Here is an 11,717-nt window from a genome sequence, read left to right on the forward strand (position 1 = left end):
CGCCCATGTTTTTAGAGCACCTCCGGGGCGAGAGAAACGATACGCATGAACTTCTTATCTCGAAGTTCGCGGCCCACCGGGCCAAAGATACGGGTGCCGCGAGGTTGCAGGTTGTCGTTGATTAGCACCGCTGCATTTTCGTCGAAGCGAATGTAAGAACCATCGGCGCGGCGACGTTCTTTCTTGGTGCGTACGACAACGCATTTAACGACATCACCCTTTTTCACGGCTGCTCCGGGTAGGGCATCTTTGACCGTGGCCACAATGACATCGCCGATTCCTGCGTAGCGACGGCTAGTTCCGCCTAGCACTTTGATACAGAGAATTTCGCGGGCACCGGAGTTATCGGCAACGCGAAGTCGAGTTTCTTGTTGAATCATCGTGCGCGCTCCAAGATTTCCAGAATCCGCCAACGCTTGAGCTTCGAAATAGGACGGGTTTCTTGAATCCGCACCCGATCACCAAGACGCAAGTCGTTTGTTTCGTCGTGCACATGGAACTTAGTGGTGCGCTGCACGGTCTTGCCGTACCGGGGGTGACGTACCCGATCGGTAACCGAAACAACGGCCGTCTTTTCCATGGCGTTTGAAGTCACGATACCTTCACGTACCTTGCGCGGGTTGTAGCGCTCGGCGGCGACGTCCGTGGATGTTTCTTCGGCCATCAGGCCATCTCCTTCCGAGCAATAGCCTCAGCCGCGGCGATCTCACGAACGCGCAATTCGGTGTTCACACGAGCCACTTCCCGACGCACTTCACGCAAGCGTGAGTAGTTTTCTAGGGTGCCAGTGGCATGTTGGAAACGAAGGTTAAATAGCTCAGCTTTTGCGTTTGACAGAGCTTCATCAAGCTCAGTGTCAGACAACTGTGCAACTTTATTTTGCTTTGCCATTCTTAGAATCCTTCCTGACGCTCGACAAAGCGAGCTTTAATCGGAAGCTTCTGAATGGCTCTTTCAATAGCAGCCCGTGCAATTTCAGGGTCATGATAGGAAAGCTCGAACAACACACGGCCCGGCTTTACTACGGCTACCCAACGTTCGGGGTTACCTTTGCCAGAACCCATGCGAGTTTCAGCAGGCTTTTGAGTTACGGGCTTGTCAGGAAACACGTTGATCCACACCTTGCCACCTCGTTTGATGTGGCGGGTCATGGCAATACGAGCCGCTTCAATTTGGCGGGCCGTAATCCAACCGGGTTCCAAAGCCTGGATACCAAAGTCGCCGAAGCTAACAGTGGTGGCACCTTTTGCGTTACCGGTCATGCGGCCACGATGGTGCTTGCGGTGTTTAACCTTCTTTGGCATCAACATGATTAATCACCATCCCCAGGGCGGAAGTGTGGAGTTTCATAATGGTCACGAACCGAACGTTCGATTTCTTCTTCTTCCGCCAATAGACGTTCGAAATCGGGGTCAGCTTCTTTAATAAGCGGGGCTTCTTCGTGCCCAGCTTCGGGTGTAGCTTCAGGTTCTTCGGGACGTCGGCGAGCGGCGGCCGAAGAAACCACCTTGCGAGGACGAGCATCGCCTGCCGAGTCTCCTGCGGCGAGCGCAGCTTCGCGAGAAACCTTGTCGTCGCTCTCACTCTTGTAGGGCAGAATATCGCCCTTATAAATCCAAACTTTTACGCCGATACGGCCATAGCTGGTTTTCGCTTCACGGAAACCGTAGTCAATGTCGGCGCGCAAGGTGTGTAGCGGCACACGGCCTTCGCGATACCACTCGGTGCGTGACATTTCAGCACCACCCAAGCGACCAGCGCACTGCACACGAATACCGAGGGCACCGGCCTTTTGAGCGTTTTGCACGGCACGTTTCATAGCACGGCGGAAAGCAACACGGCCTGCCAATTGATCAGCCACACCTTGGGCGATCAAAGCAGCGTCGAGTTCAGGCTGTTTGATTTCTTGGATGTTGAGCTGCACCTTATTGTTGCCGCTCAGCTTTGAAAGACCGTTACGAAGACGATCGGCTTCGCTGCCACGACGACCGATGACAATGCCAGGTCGAGCGGTGTGCACATCAACCCGTAAACGGTCGCGAGTACGCTCCACCTCGATTCGACTAATTGCAGCGTGAGGCAATTCGGTCATCAGATAGTCACGAATCTTCCAGTCTTGATTCACAAAGTCGGCGTATTCGTCGCGGTTCGCAAACCAGCGTGACTTCCAATCGGTGGTGACTCCTAGACGGAAACCGTAGGGATGAACTTTTTGACCCATTACTGATCCTTCTCTTCGCCGTCGCCAGCTTCCTCAGGGGAAGAAGCCTCATCGTTGGCTGCTGCTTCGTCGGTTGTGTCAGCTGCAACAGCTTCCACTTCGGCGTCGGCCGGGGCGGCATCGACTTCGGTGGTTTGGGTATCGACCTCTGCGTTTACTTCGGTAGCGGCGTCGGTATCAACAAGTTCCTCGTCGGCTACTTCAGCTTCTTTTTCGGCTTCGCTAGCGGCCTTGGCGTCGCGGCTCTTAGCCACTCGACGGGCACGAGCATCGGCGGCGTCTTTGGCTGAGCGTGCGGCGCGGGCAGCACCTTGGCCTGAGCGAGACTCTCGAATCGCCTCTTCGATAGCACGACGACGAGCAATCTCTTCTTCGGAGAGACGACTCACAATGATGGTGATATGTGAGGTGCGCTTGCGGATACGGGTGGCACGACCACGAGCTCGTGGACGCCAACGCTTAAGTGTTGGCCCTTCATCGGCATAGCAGGCTGAGACGTAAAGCTCATCGGCTGCAATCTCATCGTTGTGCTCGGCATTAGCAATCGCCGAATCGAGCACCTTGCGGATTACCGCAGCCGCGCTGCGTTCGCTAAAGGCCAGAATTTCGTCGGCTTCGCCAATGGCTTTCCCGCGGATTAGATCGAGCACCGCTCGAGCCTTAGTCGGCGACATACGTGCGTAGCGATACTGAGCGCGAGTGCCGGGACGCTCGTTGGTCTTAATACCAGTCATCGACGGCCACCCCGCTCTTGTCCAGCGTGGAATCGGAAGGTGCGAGTGGGTGCGAATTCGCCGAGCTTGTGGCCAACCATCGACTCGGTTACATATACCGGGACGTGCTTGCGTCCGTCGTGCACGGCAATGGTGTGACCCACCATGTCGGGCAAGATGGTTGAACGACGAGACCAAGTCTTGATGACCTTTTTCTCATTCTTCTCGTTCAAGGCGTCGATCTTCTTCAATAGATGATCATCGACGAATGGGCCCTTTTTGACGCTACGGGGCATACCGATTACCTCCGGGAGCCGCGGGTACGTCGGCGGCGGACGATTAGTGCTTGAGAGGGTTTGTTCTTATTGCGAGTACGACCTTCGGGCTTACCCCAAGGAGAAACTGGGTGACGACCACCAGAGGTCTTACCTTCACCACCACCATGGGGGTGATCGACTGGGTTCATGGCCACACCACGGGTTTGTGGGCGGACACCCTTCCAGCGGCTTCGACCCGCCTTACCAATCTTGATGAGCTCGTGCTCGGAGTTGCCAACCTCGCCGACAGTGGCGCGACAGTCGATAGGCACTCGACGCATTTCACTTGAAGGTAGACGCAAAGTGGCGTAAGCGCCTTCTTTGGCTACTAGCTGCACGCTGGAACCGGCGCTGCGTGCCATACGGCCGCCTTGGCCTGGGCGAAGCTCCACGTTGTGAACCGTGGTACCAACCGGAATGTAACGCATTGGTAGGGCGTTACCGGGGCGAATGTCGGCGCCTTGGCCCGAAGCCAGGGTGTCGCCAACCTTCACATTCTTGGGGGCCAAGATGTATCGCTTCTCGCCGTCTAGGTAGTGCAACAGTGCGATACGACACGTGCGGTTAGGGTCGTATTCGATGGCGGCCACTTTAGCGGGTACACCATCTTTGGTGCGCTTGAAGTCAATAATGCGATATTGCTGCTTATGTCCGCCACCACGGTGACGGGCCGTTTTACGCCCGTAGGCGTTTCGACCACCGGTGCGGTTCTTGGGGGCCAGTAGAGATTTCTCAGGGGTCGAGCGGGTGATCTCGGAAAAGTCCGAGACGGTTTGGAACCGACGACCGGGGCTGGTGGGCTTGCGCTTACGTAATGCCATGTCGTTCCTAGGCGTCGAAGATGTCGATCGAGTCGCCCTCGGCGAGGGTGACTATGGCCCGTTTGATATTGGGGCGCTTGCTGTAAATTCCGGTGCGACGGTCACGACGACGCTTGCCTTTGCGCACCAGCGTGTTCACGTTGGTGACCTTCACGTCGAAGATGGCCTGAACGGCATCGCGAATTTCGGGCTTAGAGGCCGACGAAGCGACCTTAAAGGTGTAGACGTTGTCTTCGATTAGGCCATAAGCTTTTTCGCTCACTACCGGCTCGAGAATTACGTCGCGGGGATCCTTCACTGGTCGTCCTCGCTGGTTGAAGTAGCGGAGTTATCGGCTGGGTCGCCGGTGGGCAGTGTGGCCTTGGTGAACACCAACCAATCGTTACAAAGTACGTCGTAGGCGTTGAGCTCGGCCGCATGAATTAGCTGCACGCTTTGCAGGTTCGAGAAGCTCTTAGCGGCAATAACATCGTCATCACCAAGAACGATTAGGGCTTTGTCGTTAATTCCCAAAGCTTCAAGAGTAGCCAGGGCAGCTTTGGTATTGGGCCGTTCAAAAGTGAAGTTGTCGACCACAACCACGCGACCTTCAGCAGCCCGATCGGAGAGAGCGGAACGAAGAGCCAGGTTGATCATCTTCTTAGGGGTGCGCTGGGCATAGCTGCGGGGCTTAGGGCCAAGAGCAACGCCACCACCGCGCCATTGAGGAGAACGGATAGAACCTTGGCGAGCACGACCGGTGCCTTTTTGTTTCCAAGGCTTAATGCCACCACCCCGGACCTCAGCACGAGTCTTAGTGCTTTGGGTACCAGAACGACGGGCAGCTAGTTGAGCTGTTACCACTTGGTGCATCACCGGCACGTTTGGCTCAATACCGAAATAGGTTTCGTTCAGTTCCACTTCGCCTGCGGAGCCTCCGTCGGCGGTTTTAACCGTTAAAGAACTCATTAGTTGCCACCCTTCACAGCGTCGCGGATTAAGACGAGACCGCCTTTGGGGCCTGGAATAGAGCCTTTGATTAGGAGAAGTTCACGCTCGGCATCGGCCTGGACCACCGTCAGATTCTGGGTGGTTACCTTCTCAGCACCAGTTCGCCCAGCCATACGGGTGCCTTTAAAGACACGGCCAGGGGTTGCCGCGTTTCCAACTGAACCTGGCTTGCGGTGGGCACGGTGGTTACCGTGAGAGGCATTCTGACCGGCAAAGTTGTGACGCTTCATCGCGCCAGCAAAGCCTTTACCTTTACTCACGGCCGTTACATCAACTAGTTCCCCGGCCGAGAGAATATCTACCGCGATTTCTTGGCCGATGTCGTATGCGCTTACGTCTTCAAGGCGCAGTTCAACCAACCGGGTTCCCGGGGCCACACCGGCTTTGTCGTAGTGCCCGTTAAGCGGTTGGTTGAGTTTACGAGGATCGCGTTGCCCAAAAGTTACCTGCAGGGCGCTGTAGCCATCGGTATCGGGCCGCTTCACTTGTACGACGCGACACGGCGCGACCTTGACCAGCGTCACGGGTACGACTCGGTTTTCGTCATCCCAGACCTGGGTCATGCCGACCTTTTGGCCGACGATTGCCTTATTCGCCATTGCGGCTGTGTCCTTCTTGGTTCGTAAAGCGTGTGGTGGTTTTCCGACGGATACCAAAAGGTGGTAGCGCCGTCGATGCCATTCACGCCAACGCTCCGGCGGGCAGGCCCAGCGGAGCGTCATTTCGGTTTTGCTGTGTGGTTCCCTTCGGGCCTTCGCAGACGTCGATTTAACAATTCGGAGTGTGCGCTTTAGGCAAGAATCTTACCTAGTGGGCACAGGGGTAATACCGTAGCAGCATTTCAACAATGGTTGCAATGCGACTTTGCAATGTCTTAGCGCCCGGGTTGTGGCCCCAATTAGCAAAGTTAGCTACGAGATATTTGTCATGGTACTCGACGGGCTCGAATCGGGTCACTATAGGCAGCCAAGTTATTGCCATTTCACCGTCGTAGCACCCCAGACGACGGAGCGCTCCTTGAAGCTGGACAACGTCGACACGAGCCACAAAGTGCGGGAGGTCGCGAAACATTGGGGATGATGTGAGCTGTAACCATTGACTGCGGGTTTTGTCTATTTAGGTGCCGAAGAACATCCGGCGAGTTTCACGTAGCTAATAGGAGCCAACCATGACCGAGTTTGAGAACTTCACCGAAGCCGAAATCGACGCCTTTGCAGGAAAGTTACACGACTGGGGTGGAACACTTTCCGACCGGGAACGCACCCTGCTTCGAGCTGTTTTGTTGCAGGCCGAAAGCAGTGCTGAGGTGGAAGGATTTGGAACTGGTCTTCCAAACATCGAGGTAGGCCCCAAGCTGCCATCGCTGAAGGATTCGACATTTAAGATTCTTAGCCCAATAACCGTAACTCCGAAGTGGAACCTTGCTGCCTACGTGGACCGTTGGGATCCAACCGAATAGAGGCTCGTTCGGTTGGGCTTAGATAGCAATTCTCACGCCTCGCCCTTAGGTCGGAGTCAGTATGACGAACGAAACAGAACTGCTGCGAGGGCTATTGGCCCAAGCCCAAGCTGCCCAGGCTCGACCAAGTGGTCCCCCACCACTTGGCTACCAGGTGGAACTAACGGTTAAAGGCACTCGTTTATGCAATCTGCGTTGCACTTATTGCCACGATTGGCGAAGCGGTAGTGGCCACACCATGGCCACCGAAACGGTTGAGGCCCTGACCCGTAAAGCTCTGGAGCATCCGAAACATCGGGTCATTAGCTTTAACTGGCACGGTGGCGAACCGCTGGTACTACCTAGGAAGTTCTACCAGCATGCCTTAGACCTACAAGCCCAATACATCCAGCCGAGTCAACGTGTAACCAACTCGCTGCAAACCAACGGGGTGTTGTTAACCGACGAATGGGCCCAGTTCTTTGTTGCCAATAAGTTTACGGTTGGCGTAAGCCTCGATGGACCAGCCCAGATTCACAACCAGGTAAGGGTGGACCAATTTGGCAAGGGTACCTTTGAAGCGGTTCACGCTGGGCTCGCTAACCTGCGCCGAAATGAGGTGCGCTTCGGCGTTCTGGTCACACTAGGTCGATCGATGACCAAGCTCGGGGCTGAGGCCGTTTTAGATTTCTTGGTCTCTACCGGTGCCGAAGGTTGCGGGTTAAACCCCATCCGACCCGGACACTTAGAACCAGCTGGCCCCAACGGAACCGACTACATCTACGAAGAAGAACTGAACGAGTTTCTGATCGCGCTCTACGAGGAACGCCAAAGGCGTGGGCTTCGATTCGGGATTCGAGAACTGGATTCGGTGCTTTCCCGACTTAAGACCCAAGGCTCGTTTAGCTGCATGCTGGCAGGTAACTGCATTGGCACCTTCTACGTAGTGGAACCAAACGGGGACGTGGGCCACTGCGCCCGTTTTATTGATGACGACGACTTTTACTTTGGCAACATCAACTCACACAGCTTTGACGACATCCGCGCCAGCGTGAAACTTGATGATCGCCGACAAGAGAACCTAGCCAGCTTGGCCGACAAAGAGACGTGCCCCACCTATGAGATCTGCAATGGGGGCTGCCCCCACGAGCGCCTGGTAGAAGAACGCCACAATCCGGCTTATAACCCCGGCTGTTGCGGCCGCCAAAGCCTAATCGAGTACCTCCAACGCCAAAGTTGAGCCAGGTTTCGCGACACTATCCAGCTCTGCACCAATTACGAGTTAGTAGAGCCAGTCAGCTACTCAAACAGTGCTTTACCAGCCCGTATGGTTCCGATCAGTCCACACTAGCGCCGGGTCGAGAGTCGTTGCCCAGGCCACCAACGCAGAAATGAAAGACGCTACGGCGGCCACCATAACCCCGAGACCTACGATCGACCATGGCATCATGGCGGTTGGTTCAATCACGCTAAACCCCGTTGCGAGTATCACGCCTAGCATGAGCCCTGTAGCTGCCGCTGCGGCCACTGACAGGGCTGCCTCTTCTGCGGACACCCTTTGGACCAACAACCTCGAAGCGCCAACCGCTCCCAACCGAGAACGCCCAATGGCGGTGACCTGCGCTCGACCTATAAGTGCTGCTAGGAGTGCTACCGATACAAAAACGCTTGTGATTTGCGCCGCACCCAGAATCCACGGCACCAAAGAGGACTCTTGGGGGTAGTTTCCCGACGAAACTCGCCAGTCCGGCGAAGCTGCATTTACTGCTAGCGACCGTATTTCTGCTTCTAAATTGGAACCGGTTCTCGAAGGAAAGATTGCCTCAGGATGATCCGGCGGACTCGACAAATCAAGAACAACTGGTGGCCCCGGGCGTAAACCACTGACAACACCATCAATACAGCTAGCGCTTGGCTCAATTACGTGGATATCACGACATGCGCCATAGCCGTGCAACGCGCCATCGTCACGGGGTTCACGTTCGAGTAGAACAACCGGGCTTTGGTAATACTCACCAACCTCCAGCGCTGCGTCCGACGCCAATCCGTACACGCTAAGCATCCGGTTTTGTTCAGTGGGCTCATCTTGTTGACGAGCAACTGCGACCCAGGCCATCGCCAACGGGATGAGGGCTCCAAGTAGCACCACCGCTCCGAGACTTTTTGCCGTCACTGTGGCATGCATCGCTAATGAGCGTCCCCCAAGCAACGCCACCGTCGAGCTCCGGAATCGAACCATAGCCATCCCAAGATCATGCAGCAGCGTGGGTAGATTCCGAATCAATCCGACGGTGGTCACAAGAACACCACCTATAAAAAGGCGAGGTCGTAATGCCCCGCTTGACGCTAAGACCGCACCGACTACTAACCCCAGCCCTATCAAGAATAGATACGGTTTCCAAATGGGTCGACTAAACGAACTCACAGTTTTCCGAGGGCGAGGCCGCTGCAATAGAAATGAGGCGATGGCAGCCAGCACGACCGTACCAACGATGGTTCCAACTGAGAGATACCAGGGTAGCGACAGATCAAAAGGCAAAACTGGTGTACCCACCAATGGGACTGCCCGCAGATGAGGGGCGATTAGATACCACGAAAACGCACCGACGCACGCTCCGGGTAGCGCCATTACGATCCCGTCTGCCAGGGCAAGCCGCAATATACCTGCCTCGGAGACGCCCAAGGTGACCAAGGCTCTATTTCTTTGACTTTTTTCACTCCAGGTAACCGCAAACACCGCAATAACTGCTAGTAGGCCAGGCAAGATTATGCTCAGTACGGTTGCCAGGACAACTGGAAACCACTCAAGGTCGGCTCGATCACCTAAATACTCATAACGAGCCGCGCTAAGTTGCTCCGGAAGTGTGGCGACCTCATCATCGACAAGTCGATAGGCCACCAGTTCATCGGCTCGACCGACGCCGGCATCTCTCAAAGTGTCGGCCTCAGGAAATCGATAAGCCAAAGTTGGATCATTTGCGATTTCCGCCATCAACCCCGGTGACAGAAACCAACCCGGCTGGGTATTCGGAGATAGGCCTGGCAATGAAGGTGCTCCAGGCCGAATTCGCCACCACACAACTAGAACGCTGCGGCCAGAGGGAAGTTTATCAAATTGAACAGCACGTTCGTAACTCGGCGCGACGCCTTCCGCAACGGGCCGGAAATTTCGTGCTTCGACTCTGTCATTGATCCGGTTTGACATTTGCCATGCCGATGCCACTCCGCCACTAACGAACGACACCAATCCAATGACTATGGTTGCGAGCAAAGGCTTAAACCGCGTTTTTGTTGGGCTGCCCCAGCTACTGCGCCACGCCAAACGAAGCAGGTAACGGTGATTCATAATGGAACCAGCCGTTTCCCCCGAATTTTAAATTGTATGTCCGCGTAGGCAGCAATTTCAGGATCGTGCGTTACCAGCACTAAAGCGGCGTGTTCAGCTCGCGCCGTGGTGATTAAGAGCCGAACAATTAGGTGAGCTAGGTCTTCGTCCAGCGCACCAGTGGGCTCGTCTGCAAGCAAAACGGGCGGACGTGCCGCAACGGCACGGGCTATCGCCGCTCGCTGCAACTCGCCTCCCGACAACCTTCCGGGAAAGGAATTGGCATGCTCGCTAAGGGCAACAGCGTCTAGCAGCTCATTCACTCGTCCTGGATTGGCCTTACCTTGCAACGCTAACTGTAGGCCAACATTTTCTGCCACCGTAAGCTCTGGTAGTAACTCACCAAATTGCAGCACGAGCCCAATTGAATGAAGCCGAAAATACGAGCGCTCTTTCGAACTCAGTCGCCCAACGTCTTTACCTGTAACAATCAAGGAGCCCGGTGTCAGGCTATGAAGGCCGGACAGTGCGTGAAGCAAGGTAGTCTTCCCCGAGCCGCTACGGCCCATAATCGCCACTGATTGGGACCGATCAACGTCCAAGTTGATCTCGCTCAATAGCAGGCGATCACCAATTTCAACATTTAAGTCACGACATTGGATGACTGCGCCCATAGCCCTACGCTGCCTTTGATCTGAAACGGAACGCTAGAAGGTTCTTTGATATAGCGCTGAATGCTGCTGGCTCACGCGAGGCTAACCCAAGTCAATAAGTATTCCACAGCAGCCACAGAATGAACCTTTGGTTAATCTGGATAGATGCATGTTCGCTGGTTTAGAGCAGCAGTGGCTTTCTGTATCTTGGCCATGGTCATAGGGGGTGCCTGTTCAACTGGCACCCCCGCCACCTCCATCGAAGCGCAGCACGCGTCCGACGATCTTGAGGCGCAATGGCAAGACTATCTCGGTCCGAATCGACCTCTTCCACCTGAAAATGACCTCCAAGAGGCGCGCAGATTCTACGAATCAACCGAGCTTCCCGACCACTCTCTTCCGCAGGGCTTAGTTGAAATCAAGCTCTTGACGTCATTATGTATTGAATCTATGGGGTTCCCAATCGAAGATCGGTTGGACCGACCCACCGTAATCAAGACCGGCATGTTCTTTCATCAGGCAGGTGACCAAGTCGAAAGGTTCGACGAAGTGAATTCGGCTTGTGAAATTGCCTAATACGACTTAGGCCTCTTAATGGGAACGGGACGTGAAGCCAATGAGCGCCATTCCTAGATTCGTTAGAAGACTGTCCCCGTCCATAAGCCCACTAAGAATCAGGCAACCGGGTAGACACACCGGAGGCTAAAAAGGCGTGAGGCCCTGGGGATGCCAGGGCCTCACTTATTAGATTTGATCGCTTAGGCGTTAAGCCTGTTGGATCTTGATTTCAATATCTACACCAGCTGGAAGATCCAGTCGCTGCAGGGAATCAACCGTCTTTTGGCTTGGATCAACAATGTCCAAGAGACGCTTGTGGATGCGCATTTCGAAATGCTCACGGGAATCTTTGTCTACGTGAGGAGAACGAATCACGGTATAGCGATGCTTCTCTGTCGGCAGTGGGATTGGACCACGGATAGTGGCTTGGGTGCGAAGTACCGTCTCCACGATTTTGCGGGTGGAGAGGTCGATCACCTCGTGATCGTATGCCTTCAGTCGAATTCGGATCTTCTGTTCGTTAGCCATGTTATTTAGCCGAGGATTTTGGTGACGCGGCCAGCACCAACAGTACGCCCACCCTCACGAATAGCAAACCGCAAACCCTCATCCATAGCAATCGGAGCAATCAACTCAACCCGCATCTCCGTATTATCACCAGGCATACACATCTCAGTACCC

General features: G+C 54.9%; 19 protein-coding genes. 4 read left to right on the forward strand and 15 right to left on the reverse strand.

The features are described 5' to 3' along the window. Positions 1–11: 11 nt before the first annotated feature. Genes rplN through rplC form a run of 11 tightly spaced genes read right to left on the reverse strand, consistent with a single transcriptional unit; the run spans position 12 to position 5,661 of the window. Positions 12–380, reverse strand: coding sequence for a 50S ribosomal protein L14 (rplN, locus tag WC184_12145; protein ID MFA7478618.1), 369 nt, complete (start codon positions 378–380; stop codon positions 12–14). Then, complete coding sequence (gene rpsQ, locus WC184_12150; GenBank protein ID MFA7478619.1) at positions 377–664, reverse strand: 30S ribosomal protein S17; 288 nt, start codon at positions 662–664, stop codon at positions 377–379. Before rpsQ ends, rplN begins: the two co-directional genes overlap by 4 nt. Continuing rightward, positions 664–891, reverse strand: a complete 228-nt coding sequence (gene rpmC, locus WC184_12155; protein MFA7478620.1) for a 50S ribosomal protein L29 — start codon at positions 889–891, stop codon at positions 664–666. Before rpmC ends, rpsQ begins: the two co-directional genes overlap by 1 nt. A 2-nt stretch (positions 892–893) precedes the next feature. Then, positions 894–1,310, reverse strand: coding sequence for a 50S ribosomal protein L16 (rplP, locus tag WC184_12160; protein MFA7478621.1), 417 nt, complete (start codon positions 1,308–1,310; stop codon positions 894–896). 2 nt (positions 1,311–1,312) lie between these two features. Then, positions 1,313–2,221, reverse strand: coding sequence for a 30S ribosomal protein S3 (rpsC, locus tag WC184_12165; GenBank protein ID MFA7478622.1), 909 nt, complete (start codon positions 2,219–2,221; stop codon positions 1,313–1,315). Further along, positions 2,221–2,955 carry a 50S ribosomal protein L22 gene (gene rplV / locus WC184_12170; GenBank protein MFA7478623.1) on the reverse strand — a complete coding sequence of 245 codons (735 nt, stop codon included), beginning with the start codon at positions 2,953–2,955 and terminating at the stop codon, positions 2,221–2,223. The genes rpsC and rplV overlap by 1 nt, the downstream gene beginning before the upstream one ends. Further along, the gene (gene rpsS, locus WC184_12175) at positions 2,952–3,230 is read right to left on the reverse strand and encodes a 30S ribosomal protein S19 (GenBank protein ID MFA7478624.1); all 279 of its coding nucleotides are present in this window, start codon (positions 3,228–3,230) and stop codon (positions 2,952–2,954) included. Before rpsS ends, rplV begins: the two co-directional genes overlap by 4 nt. Before the next feature lie 5 nt (positions 3,231–3,235). After that, entirely contained in the window at positions 3,236–4,072 is an 837-nt protein-coding gene (rplB, locus tag WC184_12180) for a 50S ribosomal protein L2 (protein ID MFA7478625.1), read from the reverse strand. A gap of 7 nt (positions 4,073–4,079) precedes the next feature. Next, positions 4,080–4,370 carry a 50S ribosomal protein L23 gene (rplW, locus tag WC184_12185; protein ID MFA7478626.1) on the reverse strand — a complete coding sequence of 97 codons (291 nt, stop codon included), beginning with the start codon at positions 4,368–4,370 and terminating at the stop codon, positions 4,080–4,082. Further along, a complete protein-coding gene (rplD, locus tag WC184_12190; protein MFA7478627.1) occupies positions 4,367–5,020 on the reverse strand; it encodes a 50S ribosomal protein L4 in 654 nt (217 codons plus the stop codon). Before rplD ends, rplW begins: the two co-directional genes overlap by 4 nt. Next, complete coding sequence (gene rplC / locus WC184_12195) at positions 5,020–5,661, reverse strand: 50S ribosomal protein L3 (protein MFA7478628.1); 642 nt, start codon at positions 5,659–5,661, stop codon at positions 5,020–5,022. The genes rplD and rplC overlap by 1 nt, the downstream gene beginning before the upstream one ends. A gap of 569 nt (positions 5,662–6,230) precedes the next feature. Here rplC and WC184_12200 point away from each other — a divergent pair. Beyond that, the gene (locus WC184_12200) at positions 6,231–6,521 is read left to right on the forward strand and encodes a hypothetical protein (GenBank protein ID MFA7478629.1); all 291 of its coding nucleotides are present in this window, start codon (positions 6,231–6,233) and stop codon (positions 6,519–6,521) included. 61 nt (positions 6,522–6,582) lie between these two features. After that, entirely contained in the window at positions 6,583–7,740 is a 1,158-nt protein-coding gene (locus WC184_12205; GenBank protein ID MFA7478630.1) for a radical SAM protein, read from the forward strand. A 75-nt stretch (positions 7,741–7,815) separates the two neighbouring features. On the opposite strand, the gene WC184_12210 is transcribed toward WC184_12205, so the two are convergent. Further along, positions 7,816–9,492, reverse strand: coding sequence for a hypothetical protein (locus tag WC184_12210; protein ID MFA7478631.1), 1,677 nt, complete (start codon positions 9,490–9,492; stop codon positions 7,816–7,818). Between the two features lie 53 nt (positions 9,493–9,545). Between WC184_12210 and WC184_12215 the strand changes: the two genes are divergently transcribed. Beyond that, a complete protein-coding gene (locus WC184_12215; GenBank protein ID MFA7478632.1) occupies positions 9,546–9,692 on the forward strand; it encodes a hypothetical protein in 147 nt (48 codons plus the stop codon). Positions 9,693–9,842: 150 nt separating this feature from the next. On the opposite strand, the gene WC184_12220 is transcribed toward WC184_12215, so the two are convergent. Continuing rightward, on the reverse strand, positions 9,843–10,499 hold the full coding sequence (locus tag WC184_12220) for an ATP-binding cassette domain-containing protein (protein MFA7478633.1): 657 nt from the start codon (positions 10,497–10,499) through the stop codon (positions 9,843–9,845). A gap of 144 nt (positions 10,500–10,643) precedes the next feature. On the opposite strand from WC184_12220, the gene WC184_12225 reads away from it, so the two are divergent. Then, complete coding sequence (locus tag WC184_12225; GenBank protein ID MFA7478634.1) at positions 10,644–11,054, forward strand: hypothetical protein; 411 nt, start codon at positions 10,644–10,646, stop codon at positions 11,052–11,054. A gap of 189 nt (positions 11,055–11,243) precedes the next feature. Here WC184_12225 and rpsJ read toward each other — a convergent pair whose 3' ends face one another. Further along, complete coding sequence (gene rpsJ, locus WC184_12230) at positions 11,244–11,564, reverse strand: 30S ribosomal protein S10 (GenBank protein ID MFA7478635.1); 321 nt, start codon at positions 11,562–11,564, stop codon at positions 11,244–11,246. A 5-nt stretch (positions 11,565–11,569) separates the two neighbouring features. Continuing rightward, the coding region (locus tag WC184_12235; protein ID MFA7478636.1) for an elongation factor Tu at positions 11,570–11,717 on the reverse strand (148 nt) is incomplete at its 5' end.

Source organism: Acidimicrobiia bacterium (genome assembly GCA_041676705.1).
Lineage (GTDB): Bacteria > Actinomycetota > Acidimicrobiia > Acidimicrobiales > SKKL01 > Actinomarinicola.

What these genes read in the sequence shown, in the direction of transcription:
- rplN (MFA7478618.1), bottom strand. Translation starts at nt 380, where the DNA reads ATGATTCAACAAGAAACTCGACTTCGCGTTGCCGATAACTCCGGTGCC.
- rpsQ (MFA7478619.1), bottom strand. Translation starts at nt 664, where the DNA reads ATGGCCGAAGAAACATCCACGGACGTCGCCGCCGAGCGCTACAACCCG.
- rpmC (MFA7478620.1), bottom strand. Translation starts at nt 891, where the DNA reads ATGGCAAAGCAAAATAAAGTTGCACAGTTGTCTGACACTGAGCTTGAT.
- rplP (MFA7478621.1), bottom strand. Translation starts at nt 1,310, where the DNA reads ATGTTGATGCCAAAGAAGGTTAAACACCGCAAGCACCATCGTGGCCGC.
- rpsC (MFA7478622.1), bottom strand. Translation starts at nt 2,221, where the DNA reads ATGGGTCAAAAAGTTCATCCCTACGGTTTCCGTCTAGGAGTCACCACC.
- rplV (MFA7478623.1), bottom strand. Translation starts at nt 2,955, where the DNA reads ATGACTGGTATTAAGACCAACGAGCGTCCCGGCACTCGCGCTCAGTAT.
- rpsS (MFA7478624.1), bottom strand. Translation starts at nt 3,230, where the DNA reads ATGCCCCGTAGCGTCAAAAAGGGCCCATTCGTCGATGATCATCTATTG.
- rplB (MFA7478625.1), bottom strand. Translation starts at nt 4,072, where the DNA reads ATGGCATTACGTAAGCGCAAGCCCACCAGCCCCGGTCGTCGGTTCCAA.
- rplD (MFA7478627.1), bottom strand. Translation starts at nt 5,020, where the DNA reads ATGAGTTCTTTAACGGTTAAAACCGCCGACGGAGGCTCCGCAGGCGAA.
- rplC (MFA7478628.1), bottom strand. Translation starts at nt 5,661, where the DNA reads ATGGCGAATAAGGCAATCGTCGGCCAAAAGGTCGGCATGACCCAGGTC.
- WC184_12200 (MFA7478629.1), top strand. Translation starts at nt 6,231, where the DNA reads ATGACCGAGTTTGAGAACTTCACCGAAGCCGAAATCGACGCCTTTGCA.
- WC184_12205 (MFA7478630.1), top strand. Translation starts at nt 6,583, where the DNA reads ATGACGAACGAAACAGAACTGCTGCGAGGGCTATTGGCCCAAGCCCAA.
- WC184_12210 (MFA7478631.1), bottom strand. Translation starts at nt 9,492, where the DNA reads ATGGCGGAAATCGCAAATGATCCAACTTTGGCTTATCGATTTCCTGAG.
- WC184_12215 (MFA7478632.1), top strand. Translation starts at nt 9,546, where the DNA reads ATGAAGGTGCTCCAGGCCGAATTCGCCACCACACAACTAGAACGCTGC.
- WC184_12220 (MFA7478633.1), bottom strand. Translation starts at nt 10,499, where the DNA reads ATGGGCGCAGTCATCCAATGTCGTGACTTAAATGTTGAAATTGGTGAT.
- WC184_12225 (MFA7478634.1), top strand. Translation starts at nt 10,644, where the DNA reads ATGCATGTTCGCTGGTTTAGAGCAGCAGTGGCTTTCTGTATCTTGGCC.
- rpsJ (MFA7478635.1), bottom strand. Translation starts at nt 11,564, where the DNA reads ATGGCTAACGAACAGAAGATCCGAATTCGACTGAAGGCATACGATCAC.